Raw genomic sequence first — 15613 nt, forward strand, 5'->3', positions numbered from 1 at the left:
ACTGCATTGTGCTTAACGAATCGGGCTCTAGTGAACATCCCTGGCCGACAGGCCAAACATGAACTGAACGGTTCATTACGCCGGTGCGGAGTCCTGAACGACTCGAATAACCCGCTGCGGAAACGGAATATCGATCCCGGCGTTTTTCAGCCGATCGCGCGATTGTTCGTTGAACATGAACATCACACTCCAATAATCGGCCGTTTTCACCCAGACACGCAGGGAAACAGTGATCGAACTGTCGCCCAAGGTGGAAATCACCGCTTCCGGAGCAGGTTCGGCCAATACTCGCGGGTCCTTCGCCAGTTCCAGCAATACTTCACGGGCCTTCTGCAAGTCCGCTTCGTAATCCACGCCTACATCAAACACAACCTTGCGGGTCGGCTGACGGTTAGTGTTGGTGATGATGCCGTTCGACAGATTGCCGTTAGGAACGATGATGGTCTTGTTATCGCCGGTGCGCAGCACGGTATGGAAAATCTGGATGCTGTCGACGGTACCGGCCACACCCTGGGCTTCAATCCAGTCGCCGATGCGGAACGGGCGGAACAACAGAATCAGCACGCCGCCAGCGAAGTTCGCCAGGCTGCCCTGCAAGGCCAGGCCAATGGCCAGACCGGCGGCACCGATGGCGGCAACGAACGAAGTGGTTTCCACGCCGATCATCGAGGCCACGCTGACGATCAGCAGCACCTTGAGGATAATGTTCGCCAGGCTGCTGATGAAGCCTTGCAGCGCCAGGTCGGCGTTACGCAGCGCCAGCAGCCCGCCGAGCTTTTGCGTCACTTTGTTGATCAGCCACCAGCCGATGCCCAGGGTGATGATCGCCAGCAGTACACGACTGCCGTATTCCATGATCATCGGAATCCAGGCTTGGGATGCCTTGACCAGATTGTCCACTTCAGCATTCAAATCCATCTTCTTTCTCCTGATTCCCGGCTACCCGGCACGCGAAAAATGAGCGGCAGAAAAGACCCGCCCCTGGCGGGCTCGATCGTTTCTGCCATCGGGCCTCGGACGCCGAAAACGCCGAGAGGTTCCCGCCTGAACGGTCAGTCGCGGAAGTTGTTGAACTGCAGCGGCATGTCGAAGGTCTTGGCGCGCAGGGCGGCAATGGCTTCTTGCAGGTCGTCACGCTTCTTGCCGGTGATGCGCACCTGCTCACCCTGGATCGCAGCCTGGACCTTGAGCTTGGCGTCCTTGACGTGGGCAACGATCTTCTTCGCCAGCTCCTTGTCGATGCCCTCCTTGAGGACCGCTTCCTGCTTCATCAGCTTGCCAGAGGCATAGGCATCCTTGACTTCAAGGCACTGCACATCGATTTTGCGCTTGACCAGGGCCAGCTTGAGGATCTCAATCATCGCTTCAAGCTGGAAATCGGCCTCGGCGGTCAGGTTGACGGTCAGGTCCTTTTCCTTGAACTCGAAGGTGCCCTTGCCTTTCAGGTCATAACGGCGATCGAGTTCCTTGACGGCGTTCTCGACCGCGTTGGTGACTTCGTGTTTGTCCAGTTCGGATACCACGTCGAACGACGGCATGTAATCTCTCCAATAAAAGGGCGTGCTCGATCACGATGGAGCACGCCTGGCTTGCGGTTAAAATCCGCGCTGATTATAACGGGTCTTTCCCATCATTCACTGCGAGCCTCCCATGCGCGCCTTAAACAGAGCAAAAAGCTGATGTCCACCACCTGGCATGTTCTGGGCGCCGGCAGCCTTGGCACCTTATGGGCGACACGACTGGCGCGAGCCGAGGTGCCGGTCCGGCTGATTGTGCGCGACGCCGCGCGCCTGCAGGCGTACGCCTCGGCGGGCGGGTTGACGCTGGTCGAACACGGTGCAGCGCAATGCTACCCCGTCCCCGCCGAGACGCCCGACAGCGCCGAGCCGATCAATCGACTGCTGGTGGCCTGCAAAGCCTACGACGCCGAGCAAGCCGTGGCCCGGGTGGCACCGCGCCTGGCCCCCGGCGCCGAGCTGATTCTGTTGCAGAACGGTCTTGGCAGTCAGGATGCCGTCGCAGCCCAAGTGCCGCAGGCGCGCTGCATCAGCGCTTCAAGCACCGAAGGGGCCTTTCGCGATGGCGACTGGCGCGTGGTATTCGCCGGGCATGGTTACACCTGGCTGGGGGACGCCGGTCATCCGGTGGCGCCGATCTGGCTGGATGACCTGGACGCCGCAGGCATTCCCCACGAATGGAGCACCGACATCCTGACCCGGCTGTGGCGAAAGCTGGCGCTCAATTGTGCGATCAATCCGTTGACCGTGCTGCACGATTGTCGCAACGGCGGCCTGCAGGACCATCATTGCGAAGTCGCCACCCTCTGCGGCGAACTGACGGAACTGCTCGAGCGTTGCGGCCAACCGGCAGCCGCCGAGGACCTGCAATCGGAAGTCGAACGGGTGATCCACGCCACCGCCGCCAACTATTCGTCGATGTACCAGGACGTCAGCCACCGGCGCCGGACCGAAATCAGCTACCTGTTGGGGCATGCCTGCAAAGTGGCCTCCCGTCATCAGTTGAACCTGCCGCACCTCAATCAACTTCAGCAACGGTTGCGGACCCATCTGCATAGCCTTGGATTGCCCAGCGACTGAGCAGCGGCTACGCTGGCCACTTGTTCCTTTTCAGCGATGAACCTGATGCCACTGCGCCAGCGCCTCGAAAACCTTCCAGTCGGCCAGAAACTGCTGGCCGCCTTGCTGGTGCTGTTGACCACCGTCCTGCTGGTCGCCAACCTGACATTCATCAGCGCCGCGTACTACATTTCTCAGGAAAGCATGGCACCCCAGGCCTTGCAGACCATCGGCCGCCTGGTGTCCAACCCGAGCCTGGTGTCCGACGCCCTGAAGTCGCCGCAAAGCGCCGAACGCTTGCTCAACGAGCTCAACAGCTATTCCCCCCTGCGCGCAGCGGCCCTTTATGACGGCAAGGGCGAACGCCTGGCGCAGTTGCAGCATGGCGAAAAGCTGAAGCTGCCGGAGCGCTACCGGCACATCGAATCCTGGCAGGCCACCGAGTTTCGCAGCAATCAAGTGATCACCCTGCCCCGCCCGGGCACTGCGCCGGGGCACCTGCTGCTGGTGGCCAGCAGCGAATTGCCGATGGCGTTCTACACCGGCACCCTGACCGCCAGCCTCGGGATTCTGATCTTCAGCGTGCTGTTGTGGCTGATGATCGCCCGGCAGATCAAACGGCTGATCACCCGGCCGATCCATCAGCTCGAAGAGTTGTCCCGGCAAGTGACCCGGGAGGAGAACTACGCCCTGCGCGCCTCCCGCGGCAACCATGACGAAATCGGCAGCCTGGCCGAGGCCTTCAATACCATGCTCTCGCGCATCGAGGCCAGGGAGCAGCAACTCAAACGCGCTCGGGACGATTCCCAGGCCGCTTATGACCAGGCCCAGGGCCTGGCCGAAGAAACCCGTCATACCAATCGCAAGCTGGAACTGGAAGTCCAGGTGCGCAGCAAGATCGAAAAGAAGCTCACCGGGTTCCAGAACTACCTCAACAGCATTATCGACTCCATGCCCTCGGCATTGATTGCCCTCGATGAACAACTCTATGTCACCCAGTGGAATCAGGAGGCCAGCGCCCTGTCCGGCACGCGCCTGGACGAGGCATTGAACCAGCCGATTTTCCTCGCGTTCGAACCGCTCAAGCCGTTTCTGCCGCAGCTCAAGCAAACCGTCGAACAGCATACGGTGGCCAAGATCGAGCGCGTGACCTGGTTCAAGGACGAAGAACCCAGGCACTACGCCCTGACGTTCTATCCGCTGATGGGCGGCGCCGGGCGTGGTGTGGTGATCCGGATCGACGACATCACCCAGCGCCTGTCCCTGGAAGAAATGATGGTGCAGTCGGAAAAAATGCTCTCGGTTGGCGGTCTCGCCGCCGGCATGGCCCATGAGATCAACAACCCGTTGGGGGCGATCCTGCACAACGTGCAAAACATTCGTCGGCGCCTGTCCCCCGACCTGCCCAAAAACCTTGAACAGGCCGAGCAAATCGGCGTTCAACTGGAGACGGTCAACCAATACCTGCAGGCGCGGGAAGTGCCGCAGTTGCTCGATGGCATTCAACAGGCGGGCGCCCGGGCGGCGAAGATCGTCACCCACATGCTCAGCTTCAGCCGCCGCAGCACCCGGCAGATGGCACCGTGTGATCTGCCGGCGTTGATCGATCAAGCGGTGGAAATTGCCGGAAACGACTTCGACCTGGCGATCGGGTTCGATTTCAAGGGCCAGGCGATCATCCGCCAGTTCGATCCGCAACTCGGCCCGGTACCCGGCACCGCCAACGAACTGGAGCAAGTGCTGCTCAACCTGTTGAAAAACGCCGCCCAAGCGATTCACCAACGCGAAGACGATCGCGAACCGGGGCGGATCATTCTGCGCACCCGGCTGAATCCTCCCTGGGCGGAAATCCAGGTCGAAGACAACGGCATCGGCATGAGCGAAAGCGTGCGCAAGCGTACATTCGAGCCGTTCTTCACCACCAAGGAAATCGGCCAGGGCACCGGCCTTGGCCTGTCGGTTTCGTATTTCATCATCACCAACAACCACAAGGGCCAGATGGAAGTGCAATCGACCCTCGGGCAAGGCACTTGCTTTACCTTGCGCCTACCCTTGGCGGGCACCCCGCTCGTCTCTCAAGAACTCAATCAGCTATCGAGGTAACCATGGGCTTTCGCTTGTCGAAAATTTACACCCGCACCGGCGACAAAGGCGAAACCGGGCTGGGCGACGGCCGCCGCGTGCCCAAGGATCATCCGCGGATCGAGGCGATTGGCGAGGTCGACACCCTGAACAGTCAGGTGGGCGTGCTGTTGGCCGACTTGGCGGTTGAACGTGTCACGTATCCGGGACTGAGCGAGATCATTGAGGTGTTGGCGCCTTGTCAGCATCGGTTGTTCGACTTGGGTGGCGAACTGGCGATGCCGGTGTATCAGGCATTGGACCTGGCAGAAATTGAACGGTTGGAAACGGCGATCGATCTGTGGAATGAAGAGCTCGGGCCGCTGGAGAACTTCATCTTGCCGGGTGGTTCGGCGTTGATTGCCCAGGCGCATGTCTGCCGCAGCCTGGCGCGCACGGCCGAGCGGCGGTGCCAGCAGTTGAATGCGCTCGAGCCGTTGGCTGGCGTTGGGTTGGCCTATATCAATCGGTTGTCGGATTTGTTGTTTGTGGTGGCGAGGTTGATTGCGAAGCGGCAGGGGGTTGCGGAGATTTTGTGGCAGCCGGCGGTGAAGCCTCAAGATTAATCGGCGCCCTTCAGGCGCCTTCGCGAGCAAGCCCGCTCCCACAGTCGACCGCGTTCATTCCCTGTGGGAGCGGGCTTGCTCGCGAAGAGGCCAGCCGGCTCACCGCAGAATCAAGCTTCTGGCCAGAACGCCCGAATCCCCGCCACACCCTGCGCCCCGGCTTCCCAGGCCTTTTGCTGCTCCGCCGGGCCAACGCCACCGAGCAAAAACACCGGCTTGCTGAAACCCTCGATCAACGCCGAAGCCTGCTCCCAACCCAACGGCTGAGCGTCGGGATGAGTCAGGGTCGGCTGCACGGGCGACAGGGTCACAAAGTCCACACCCATCTGTTCGGCCAGTGCCAGTTCTTCAGCGTCATGACAAGATGCCGCCAACCAGCGCGACGCCGGTAGCGGGCGGCCCGCCGCCGCGTACTTGCGCAGTTGCTTTGAGGTGATGTGCCAGCCGGCAGACGGAAAATCGCCCAGCCATTCGAATGGGCCCTTGATCATCAACTGCGCCTTGCCGGCACACAGCCCCGCTGCGTCCACCGCCAGATCGCGGTACTTCGGGTCGTAACCGTTGGGTGCCCGCAACTGGATCAGCCTGATGCCACCGGCAATGGCTTTCTGGATACCGCGCAGCAAGACCGGGGTGTCCAGGTCTTCAGGGGTGATCAGGTACTGCGCCGGCAGTCGTGCCGCCGCAACGATCGGCTGGTTGGCCGCCGGGAACTCGTAGTTCAGCAGGTCACGGTGCGCCACCCACTCCAGAGGCTGCCCCTCGGCCCCGTGAGGCTCGCCGGAAAAGTCCGAGACTTCCCAGACATCCAGCAACACCTGCTTGTCGGGGTAATCGTGCCGGACCTTGATCAACGGCCGCGCCGCATTGACCACAATGCCCAGTTCTTCGTTGAGCTCGCGGGCCAGGGCGATTTCGACGGATTCGTCGTCCTCGACCTTGCCACCCGGAAACTCCCACAGCCCACCCTGATGCTGGGTATCGGCCCGGCGGGCGATGAGGATCTTGCCGCTGCCATCGCGGATGACGGCGGCGGCTACATGGACTCGTTTCACTGCCCGACCTCCTCCAGACCTGCCTTCTGCCAAGCCTTGAAGGCTGGCCATTGGTAGATCGTATTGATGTAGGTTTCGTCCGCTGGGGGCAGCTTGACCTGATAGGTGCGCAGGCGCACGGCGATCGGCGCAAAGAAGGCATCGGCCAGGGTGGCGCCACCAAACAGGAACGGACCGGTGCCGGTCGCGACCGCGCGGCACTCGGCCCACAACGCCAACATGCGCGCGATGTCTGCCTGGACGTCATCCGGTGTCGGCGACAGCGGTGCGTCGTGGCTCAGGTCGAATGGCATGTGATTACGCATCGCGAAGAAACCGCTGTGCATCTGCGCGCATGCCGAACGGGCCTGGGCACGGGCGGCGACGTCCTTGGGCCAGAGGCCGGCGTCGGGGAACTGTTCGGCCAGGTATTCGGCAATCGCCAGGGAATCGGCGAGGGTGCCGTGTGCGGTTTTCAGCAGCGGGACTTTGGCGGTGGGCGAATGCTTGAGCAGGCGCTCACGGGTGTCCGGCTGGTTGAGCTTGATCAGTTCTTCGGTGTAGGGGGCGCCGGTCAGGTCAAGAGCCAGGGCGCCGCGCAGGGACCAGGAGGAATACAGTTTGTCGCCGATGATCAGGTGATAACTCATGTTCAGCGTCCTCGAGCAGGAAAAACTCCTGTAGGAGCTGGCTTGCCAGCAATAGCGGTAGCGGCCTCGACACTTCAATCGCGGCTGAAGACGCCTTCGCCGGCAAGCCGGCTCCTACAGATGATTCAGGTGCGATATTCAGCGTTGATCTTCACGTACTCGTGGGACAAGTCAGTAGTCCAGATGGTTTCGCTGCAATCGCCGCGACCCAGTTCGATCCGGATGGTGATTTCTGCCTGCTGCATCACCGCCGCGCCCTGGGCTTCGGTGTAGGTCGAGGCACGGGCGCCACGGCTGGCGATGCACACTTCGCCGAGGAACACGTCGATCTTGCTCACGTCCAGGTCCGGTACGCCAGCACGGCCGACAGCGGCCAGGATACGCCCCCAGTTCGGGTCGGAGGCGAACAGCGCGGTCTTGATCAACGGCGAATGGGCCACGGTGTAGCCGACGTCCAGGCATTCCTGATGATTGCCACCACCGTTGACTTCGACGGTGACGAATTTGGTCGCACCTTCGCCGTCGCGAACGATGGCCTGAGCCACGTCCATGCACACTTCGAACACGGCCTGTTTCAGCTTGGCAAACAATTCACCGCTGGCTTCAGTGATTTCCGGCAGCGCAGCCTGACCGGTGGCAATGAGCATGCAGCAGTCGTTGGTCGAGGTGTCGCCATCAATGGTAATGCGATTGAACGACTTGTTGGCGCCGTCCAGCAGCAGGTTTTGCAACACCTCGCGTGCGACTTTGGCGTCGGTGGCGATGTAGCCGAGCATGGTCGCCATATTTGGACGGATCATGCCCGCGCCTTTGCTGATACCCGTGACGGTGATGGTCACGCCGTCATGCTCGAACTGGCGACTGGCGCCCTTGGGCAGGGTATCGGTGGTCATGATGCCAGTGGCGGCAGCTTCCCAGTTATTCACCGACAGGTCATCGAGTGCGGCTTGCAGCGCGCCTTCGATCTTCTCGACCGGCAGCGGTTCGCCGATCACGCCGGTGGAGTACGGCAGCACCTGGCCCGCATCGACGCCGGTCAGCTCCGCCAGTCTGGCGCAGGTGCGCTCGGCGGCGGCCAGGCCGGGTTCACCGGTGCCGGCGTTGGCATTGCCGGTGTTGGTCAGCAGGTAACGCACCGGGCCTTGCACGCGTTGCTTGGCCAGGATCACAGGCGCTGCGCAAAACGCGTTCAGGGTGAATACGCCCGCCACGGTGGAGCCTTCGGCACAGCGCATGACCACGACATCCTTGCGCCCCGGGCGCTTGATGCCGGCCGAGGCGATACCGAGTTCAAAACCGGCGACCGGGTGCAACGTTGGCAAAGGACCAAGACCAACAGCCATGAATGCGCTCCTTAAATAAGAGGTTGTCTGCACCGCCATGTAATGAACGGTGGTATTAAATGGTAAAACGCCGCGACGGCTGGAGCCGGTCGCGGCGCAGGTATTTCAGCGTATGTAACGGGGTTTACTGGATCTGCCCGTGGCAATGCTTGAATTTCTTGCCCGAACCGCAATAGCACAGTTCGTTGCGGCCCAGCTTCTGTTCGTTGCGTACCGGCGCGGTGGCGAGGGCGACGTCGACCTCTTCACCGAGCAGTTGCGGCTGCTCAAGACCCGGTGCTTCATCGTGCTGGAACTGCATGCGCGCCGCCAATGCTTCGGCTTCCTGACGCAGGCGCTGCTCTTCTTCGATCGGGTCTTCGCGGCGAACCTGAACGTGGGACAGCACCCGAATCGAATCGCGCTTGATCGAATCCAGCAGCTCGGAGAACAGCGTGAACGACTCGCGCTTGTATTCCTGCTTCGGGTTCTTCTGGGCGTAACCACGCAAGTGGATGCCATGACGCAGGTGATCCATGGTCGACAGGTGGTCTTTCCACAGGTCGTCGAGCACACGCAGCACGATCTGCTTCTCGAAGGTGCGCAGTGCTTCGGCACCGGCCTGGTCTTCTTTCTCGTTATAAGCGGCGATCAGTTCGCTCAGCAGCTTCTCGCGCAGGGTTTCTTCGTAGAGGTGATCATCTTCGTCGAGCCATTGCTGGATCGGCAACGCCACGCCGAAGTCGTTTTGCAGTGCCGCTTCCAGACCGGCCACGTCCCACTGCTCAGGCAGCGATTGCGGTGGAATGTGCGCACTGACCGTCGCGTTGAGCACGTCCTGACGGAAGTCGGCGATGGTTTCGCCGATGTTGTCCGCGGCCAGCAACGTATTACGCATGTGATAGATCACTTTACGTTGTTCGTTGTTGACGTCGTCGAACTCGAGCAGTTGTTTACGAATGTCGAAGTTACGGCCTTCAACCTTGCGCTGGGCCTTCTCGATGGCGTTGGTCACCATGCGGTGCTCGATCGCTTCACCGGACTGCATGCCCAGGGCCTTCATGAAGTTCTTCACCCGGTCCGAGGCGAAGATACGCATCAGGCTGTCTTCCAGCGACAGGTAGAAACGGCTGGAACCGGCGTCACCCTGACGACCGGCACGACCGCGCAGCTGGTTGTCGATGCGGCGCGATTCGTGACGCTCGGAAGCGATCACCTGCAAGCCGCCCGACTCCAGCACTTGCTGGTGACGTTTTTGCCAGTCGGCCTTGATCTGGGCGATCTGCTCCGGCGTTGGATTTTCCAGGGACGCGACTTCCACTTCCCAGTTGCCGCCCAACAGGATGTCGGTACCACGACCGGCCATGTTGGTGGCGATGGTCAGTGCGCCGGGGCGACCGGCCTGGGCGATGATCTCGGCTTCCTTTTCGTGGAACTTGGCGTTCAGGACCTTGTGTTCGATGCCTTCCTTGTCGAGCAGCGTGGACATGTGCTCGGACGTTTCGATGGTTGCAGTACCCACCAGCACCGGACGGCCCTGGGTCATGCATTCCTTGATGTCGTTGATGATCGCCGCGTATTTCTCTTCGGCGGTCAGGAACACCAGGTCGTTGTAGTCTTTACGCGCCAGCGGCTTGTTCGGCGGGATCACCATCACCGACAGACCGTAGATCTGGTGGAATTCGAACGCCTCGGTGTCAGCGGTACCGGTCATGCCGGACAGTTTGTTGTACAGACGGAAGTAGTTCTGGAACGTGGTCGATGCCAGGGTCTGGCTTTCGGCCTGGATGTTCAGGTTTTCCTTGGCTTCGATGGCCTGGTGCAGGCCTTCGGACAGACGGCGACCCGGCATGGTACGACCGGTGTGTTCGTCGACCAGGACAACCTGACCGTCCTGCACGATGTATTCGATGTTGCGATGGAACAGCTTGTGCGCACGCAGACCGGCATAAACGTGAGTCAGCAGGCCCAGGTTGTGTGCCGAGTACAGGCTCTCGCCTTCCGCCAGCAGGCCGACGCGGGTCAGCATGTCTTCGATGAACTGGTGACCGGCTTCGTTGAGTTCGACCTGACGGGTCTTTTCGTCGACGGTGTAGTGCCCAGCCTTGGTGACTTCGCCTTCGACTTCTTCGACGTGCAACTCGAGCTGCGGGATCAGTTTGTTGATCTCGATGTACAGCTTGGAGCTGTCCTCGGCCTGACCGGAAATGATCAGCGGGGTACGGGCTTCGTCGATGAGGATGGAGTCGACTTCGTCGATCACGGCAAAATTGAGTTCGCGCTGGAATTTTTCTTCCATGCTGAACGCCATGTTGTCGCGCAGGTAGTCGAAACCGTATTCGTTGTTGGTGCCGTAGGTGATGTCGGCAGCATAAGCGGCGCGCTTCTCTTCCGGCGGCTGGAAAGGTGTCACCACACCGACCGTCATGCCGAGGAACTCGTAGAGCGGACGCATCCAGTTGGCGTCACGGCGGGCCAGGTAGTCGTTCACCGTCACAACGTGCACGCCCTTGCCGGACAGTGCGTTGAGGTAAACGCCCAGGGTTGCCACCAGGGTCTTGCCTTCACCGGTGCGCATTTCCGCGATCATGCCTTCGTGCAAGGTCATGCCGCCGATCAACTGGACATCGAAGTGGCGCATACCCATGACGCGCTTGCCGGCTTCGCGGGCGACCGCAAAGGCTTCGGGCAGCAGCTTGTCGAGGGTTTCCCCTTTGGCGATGCGGGCCTTGAACTCGGCTGTCTTGGCACGCAATTGATCGTCCGAAAGGGCCACCATTTGCTCTTCGAAGGCATTGACGAGTTGCACCGTCTTGAGCATGCGTTTGACTTCACGCTCGTTCTTGCTTCCAAAAAGTTTCTTTAACAAAGGCGCAAACATATCGGCAGGATCTTCCACACTAAAGGGATGGAGGGCGGCCCCGTGAGTCGCCCGAGCAGCCCTCATGGCCGCATGCGAACGAGCATTCTACCCGGAAACGGTGGTGAGGAAAGTGGCGTTATTCCACGATGCTGGCACAGCGCTGTGACGGGGCTTACTTAAAATAAGGGCTTTTTGCTGAACTTCAAGCCGTTGACGGCATAAGTTACTCGTTGATTTAATGGGTAAAGCGCTCGCAACGCAATGGGTCGGGCGCATGCGGTGCTTTCTGCTACCATGGCCGCTCTGTTACTTCAGGTGTCTGATCATGGCATTTCGCCCTCTTACGGCCAGAGCACCCGCCGTTCTGCTTCGCGAAGCCAAACCGCTCAAAGCCATCTTTGGCCACGCTCAACGCCTGGGTCATTTACAACGCCTGGTGGAAAGCCAGTTGCAGCCCGCTGCGCGCGAACATTGCCATGTGGCATCGTGGCGCGAAGGCAGTTTGTTGCTGATTGTCACCGACGGTCACTGGGCCACTCGTTTGCGTTATCAGCAAAAGCGTCTGCAGCGGCAATTGCAGCTGTTCGATGAGTTCGCCAGCCTGACGCGGATTCTGTTCAAGGTGCAGCCACCCACGGTCCAGCAAGGCGCGGCCGGTCATACCATCAGATTGTCGACCGATGCGGGCGCGACCATCCAGGCCACGGCCGAGGGGATCACTGATCCGAATCTGCGGGCGGCGCTGGAGCGCCTTGCGGCGCACGCCAAGCCCAAGGTTTAAAACTGCCTCCTACCGGCACCGCGCCGGCTCTATAAGAGCGCGTAATCGTTGAGCAAGCTCGCTCCTACCGGCGTTTGCTGCCGCCGAGCAATGAACCCATCAGCCCGCGTACCAATTGTCGGCCCAACTGATTGGCCGCCTGGCGCATCGCCGATTTCAGCGCCTGCCCTGCCGCCGTGCCGAGGAATTCACCGGCCTTGTCGGTGAAACTGGGCTCTTCGGCTGCCGGTTTACCTGGAGCGGCGTCCGGTTCCGGGGCCAGTCCTTTACGCCCCAACAGCACTTCATACGCCGACTCGCGGTCGATCGGCTTGTCGTAACGCCCCTTGAATGCGGATCCGGCAATCAGCACCGTGCGCTCCGTCTCGGTCAATGGCCCGATCCGCGACTGCGGCGGAGCCACCAGCACCCGCTGGACCATCCCGGGCGTGCCTTTATCCTGCAAAGTGCCGACCAAAGCCTCGCCGATCCCGAGTTCGGTCAGCACCGACAAGGTATCGAACGCCGGGTTCGGCCGAAAGCCCTCCGCCACGGCGCGCAGGGATTTCTGCTCCTTGGCGGTGAACGCGCGCAATCCATGCTGGATCCGCAACCCCAACTGGGCCAGTACGTCATCCGGCAGGTCGCCCGGCGATTGGGTGACGAAATACACGCCCACACCTTTCGAACGAATCAGCCGCACGACCTGCTCCAATCGGTCCTGCAAGGCCTTGGGCGTACCGGCGAACAACAAATGCGCCTCATCGAAAAACAGCGCCAGCAGGGGTTTGTCCGCATCACCGCGTTCCGGCAGTTGCTCGAACAGTTCGGCCAACAGCCACAACAGGAACGTTGCATAGACCTTGGGGGCTTCGTGGACCAGGCGACTGGCATCGAGCAGGTGAATACGCCCGCGACCATCGGCGCCCGGTTGCAGAATATCTTCGAGTTGCAGCCCCGGCTCGCCAAACAGCGCTTCTGCACCCTGTTGCTCCAGGGTCGCAAGACGCCGCAACAGGGCCTGGCTGGAACCCGTGGTCATCAGCGCGGCGTCGTCGCCCAGCAATTCAGGATGATCACGCAGGTGATTGAGCAGCGCCTTCAGATCCTTCAGGTCCAGCAGCAACAGCCCTTCGCGGTCCGCCACCTTGAAGGCGGCATACAGCGCCGACTGCTGGCTGTCGGTCAATTCCAGAAGGCTGCCCAGCAGCAGCGGCCCCATTTCACTCAGGGTGGTGCGCAAGGGATGCCCGGACTGACCGTGAATGTCCCACAGGGTGACCGGATACGCCTGGGGTTTGTGGTTCAGCCAAGGCATCCCCGCAATGCGCTCGGCGACCTTGCCTTGGGGCTCACCGGCTGCGCCCAGGCCGCACAGGTCGCCTTTGATATCCGCCGCAAACACCGCCACGCCGGCGTCACTGAACGCTTCGGCCAGGCGTTGCAAGGTGACGGTCTTGCCGGTGCCGGTGGCGCCCGCCACCAGGCCATGACGGTTTGTCAGACGCATGGCCTGGGCAATCGGCTGTCCCGCGAGGTCGGCACCGATAACGAGTTGCAGTGAATCAGGCATTTTGTCACCCCATGATTAAGCTTTGATCCTTCACGGCCGATATAAAAGACTGAAAAGCATCGGTAATTCCCTAAGGAGAGTACGGAAGTATCAGCTTGTTTTCACTACCGCCCATTGCGCGTTCCTTTATAAAAGCACGCCTTTGGCACCACGACCCTAGCGGAACCCCAAGCCATGAACAAAAACCTGCGTTTCAGCCATAAAATCCTGCTTGCCGCCGCCCTCATTGTCATGGCTGCCTTTGCCTCGTTCACGCTGTACAACGACTATTTACAACGCAACGCCATCCGCGAAGACCTGGACAGCTACCTCAATGAGATGGGGGATGTCACCGCCAACAATATCCAGACCTGGCTGGCCGGTCGTATCCTGTTGATCGACAACCTAGCCCAGAACATCGCGATCAATCCTGAACCGTCCACCGTCACCAGCCTGCTTGAGCAGAAAGCCCTGACGTCGACCTTCATGGCGTCTTACCTGGGCGACGCCACCGGCAGCTTCACCATTCGTCCGGACGCCAGAATGCCCGCCGGTTTCGACCCGCGGGTGCGCCCTTGGTACAAAGGCGCCGAAAGCAGCAGCACAGCGACCCTGACCGAACCTTATATCGATGCGGCCACTGGCCAGACCATCATCTCCATCGCCACCGCCTCGAAAAAAGCCGGGCAAAACGTCGGCGTGGTCGGCGGCGACCTCAGCCTGCAAACCTTGATCGACACCCTCAGCGCCCGCGACTTCGACGGCATGGGCTACGCCTTCCTGGTCAGTTCCGACGGCAAGATCCTGGTGCACCCGGACAAAGCCCTGGTGATGAAGACCCTGAATGAAGCGTATCCGGACAATACCCCGCGTATCAGCCGCGACTTCAGTGAAGTGCAGGTGGACGGCAAGACCCGCATCGTCACGTTCACCCCGATCAAGGGCCTGCCCTCGGTCAACTGGTACATCGGTCTGTCGGTGGACAAGGACAAAGCCTTCTCGATGCTGACCGAGTTCCGCGCCTCGGCGGTCATCGCGACGGTCATCGCCGTGGCCACCATCATTGCCCTGCTGGGCATGCTGATCCGCATCCTGATCCAGCCGCTGCATGTCATGACCCGCGCCATGGCAGACATCGCCGACGGTGAAGGTGACCTGACCAAACGCCTGACCATCCAGAACAACGACGAATTCGGCGTTCTCGGCACCGCGTTCAACCGTTTCGTCGAGCGTATTCACGGCTCGATCCGCGAAGTGTCCTCCGCCACCGGCCAAGTCAACGAAGTGGCGTTGCGCGTGGTGGCGGCCTCGAACTCGTCGATGTTCAACTCCGACCAACAGGCTTCCCGCACCAGCAGCGTCGCCGCGGCCATCAACCAGCTCGGCGCTGCAGCCCAGGAAATCGCGCGCAACGCCGCGCAAGCGTCGAGTCAGGCCAGCGATGCCCGCAGCCTGGCCGAAGATGGCCAGCAAGTGGTGGAGCGCAGCATTGCCGCGATGAATCAGCTGTCGAGCATGCTCAGCGCCTCAAGTACCAACATCGAATCGCTGAACAGCAAAACCGTGAACATCGGGCAGATTCTGGAAGTGATCACCAGCATTTCCCAGCAAACCAACCTGCTGGCGCTTAATGCTGCCATCGAAGCGGCGCGCGCCGGTGAGGCCGGTCGTGGTTTTGCCGTGGTGGCCGATGAGGTCCGCAACCTGGCCCACCGTACGCAGGAATCGGCGCAGCAGGTGCAGACCATGATCGAGGAACTGCAAGTCGGCGCCCGCGAGTCCGTGAGCACCATGAGCGACAGCCAGCGTCACAGCCAGGACAGCGTGGTCATCGCCAACCTGGCGGGTGAGCGCCTGAACAGCGTGACGTTGCGCATTGGCGAGATTGACGGCATGAACCAGTCGGTGGCGACGGCGACCGAGGAACAGACGGCCGTGGTGGAATCAATCAATGTGGACATTACCGAGATCAATACATTGAATCAGGAGGGGGTGGAGAACCTGCAGTCGACGTTGCGCGCGTGTGTCGATCTGGAGCAGCAGGCGGGGCGGCTCAAGCAGTTGGTGGGCAGTTTCCGTATTTAGTGCCTGTTCCGGCCCCTTCGCTGGCAAGCCAGCTCCTACAGGGTTCACGCAAATCCCTTGTAGGAGCTGGCTTGCCAGCGAAAG

General features: G+C 60.9%; 12 protein-coding genes and 1 pseudogene. 6 read left to right on the forward strand and 7 right to left on the reverse strand.

The features are described from left to right. Positions 1-75: 75 nt before the first annotated feature. Both BZ163_RS20135 and BZ163_RS20140 read right to left on the reverse strand, forming a co-directional pair. Positions 76-918: a mechanosensitive ion channel family protein gene (locus BZ163_RS20135; protein WP_128872295.1), complete on the reverse strand. Its 843-nt coding sequence runs from the start codon at positions 916-918 to the stop codon at positions 76-78. Between the two features lie 134 nt (positions 919-1052). Beyond that, positions 1053-1538, reverse strand: a complete 486-nt coding sequence (locus BZ163_RS20140) for a YajQ family cyclic di-GMP-binding protein (protein WP_007906601.1) — start codon at positions 1536-1538, stop codon at positions 1053-1055. A gap of 141 nt (positions 1539-1679) precedes the next feature. On the opposite strand from BZ163_RS20140, the gene BZ163_RS20145 reads away from it, so the two are divergent. The 3 genes from BZ163_RS20145 to BZ163_RS20155 are packed head-to-tail and all read left to right on the forward strand — an operon-like array spanning position 1680 to position 5263. After that, positions 1680-2597, forward strand: coding sequence for a putative 2-dehydropantoate 2-reductase (locus BZ163_RS20145; protein WP_128872296.1), 918 nt, complete (start codon positions 1680-1682; stop codon positions 2595-2597). Between the two features lie 45 nt (positions 2598-2642). Beyond that, entirely contained in the window at positions 2643-4679 is a 2037-nt protein-coding gene (locus BZ163_RS20150; RefSeq protein ID WP_128872297.1) for a PAS domain-containing sensor histidine kinase, read from the forward strand. Positions 4680-4681: 2 nt separating this feature from the next. Beyond that, the gene (locus BZ163_RS20155) at positions 4682-5263 is read left to right on the forward strand and encodes a cob(I)yrinic acid a,c-diamide adenosyltransferase (protein ID WP_128872298.1); all 582 of its coding nucleotides are present in this window, start codon (positions 4682-4684) and stop codon (positions 5261-5263) included. A 110-nt stretch (positions 5264-5373) separates the two neighbouring features. Here BZ163_RS20155 and BZ163_RS20160 read toward each other — a convergent pair whose 3' ends face one another. The 4 genes from BZ163_RS20160 to secA form a co-directional block, all read right to left on the reverse strand. Beyond that, positions 5374-6318, reverse strand: coding sequence for a Nudix family hydrolase (locus BZ163_RS20160; RefSeq protein ID WP_128872299.1), 945 nt, complete (start codon positions 6316-6318; stop codon positions 5374-5376). Then, entirely contained in the window at positions 6315-6947 is a 633-nt protein-coding gene (locus tag BZ163_RS20165; RefSeq protein WP_128872300.1) for a glutathione S-transferase family protein, read from the reverse strand. The genes BZ163_RS20160 and BZ163_RS20165 overlap by 4 nt, the downstream gene beginning before the upstream one ends. 125 nt (positions 6948-7072) lie before the next feature. Continuing rightward, complete coding sequence (argJ, locus tag BZ163_RS20170) at positions 7073-8290, reverse strand: bifunctional glutamate N-acetyltransferase/amino-acid acetyltransferase ArgJ (RefSeq protein WP_128872301.1); 1218 nt, start codon at positions 8288-8290, stop codon at positions 7073-7075. 124 nt (positions 8291-8414) lie between these two features. Next, positions 8415-11150 carry a preprotein translocase subunit SecA gene (secA, locus tag BZ163_RS20175; RefSeq protein ID WP_128872302.1) on the reverse strand — a complete coding sequence of 912 codons (2736 nt, stop codon included), beginning with the start codon at positions 11148-11150 and terminating at the stop codon, positions 8415-8417. A gap of 307 nt (positions 11151-11457) precedes the next feature. Here secA and BZ163_RS20180 point away from each other — a divergent pair, with 307 nt between their 5' ends. After that, positions 11458-11913, forward strand: coding sequence for a DUF721 domain-containing protein (locus BZ163_RS20180; protein WP_128872303.1), 456 nt, complete (start codon positions 11458-11460; stop codon positions 11911-11913). Positions 11914-11977: 64 nt separating this feature from the next. Here BZ163_RS20180 and BZ163_RS20185 read toward each other — a convergent pair whose 3' ends face one another. Beyond that, positions 11978-13465, reverse strand: a complete 1488-nt coding sequence (locus BZ163_RS20185) for a helicase HerA-like domain-containing protein (protein ID WP_128872304.1) — start codon at positions 13463-13465, stop codon at positions 11978-11980. Between the two features lie 231 nt (positions 13466-13696). Here BZ163_RS20185 and BZ163_RS36530 point away from each other — a divergent pair. After that, a pseudogene (locus BZ163_RS36530) lies at positions 13697-14671 on the forward strand (cache domain-containing protein); the annotation flags it as partial. Positions 14672-14764: 93 nt separating this feature from the next. Next, positions 14765-15529, forward strand: a complete 765-nt coding sequence (locus BZ163_RS36535) for a methyl-accepting chemotaxis protein (RefSeq protein ID WP_371916824.1) — start codon at positions 14765-14767, stop codon at positions 15527-15529. The last annotated feature ends 84 nt before the right edge of the window (positions 15530-15613 follow it).

This window comes from Pseudomonas sp. VI4.1, from assembly GCF_002029345.1.
Classification (GTDB): domain Bacteria; phylum Pseudomonadota; class Gammaproteobacteria; order Pseudomonadales; family Pseudomonadaceae; genus Aquipseudomonas.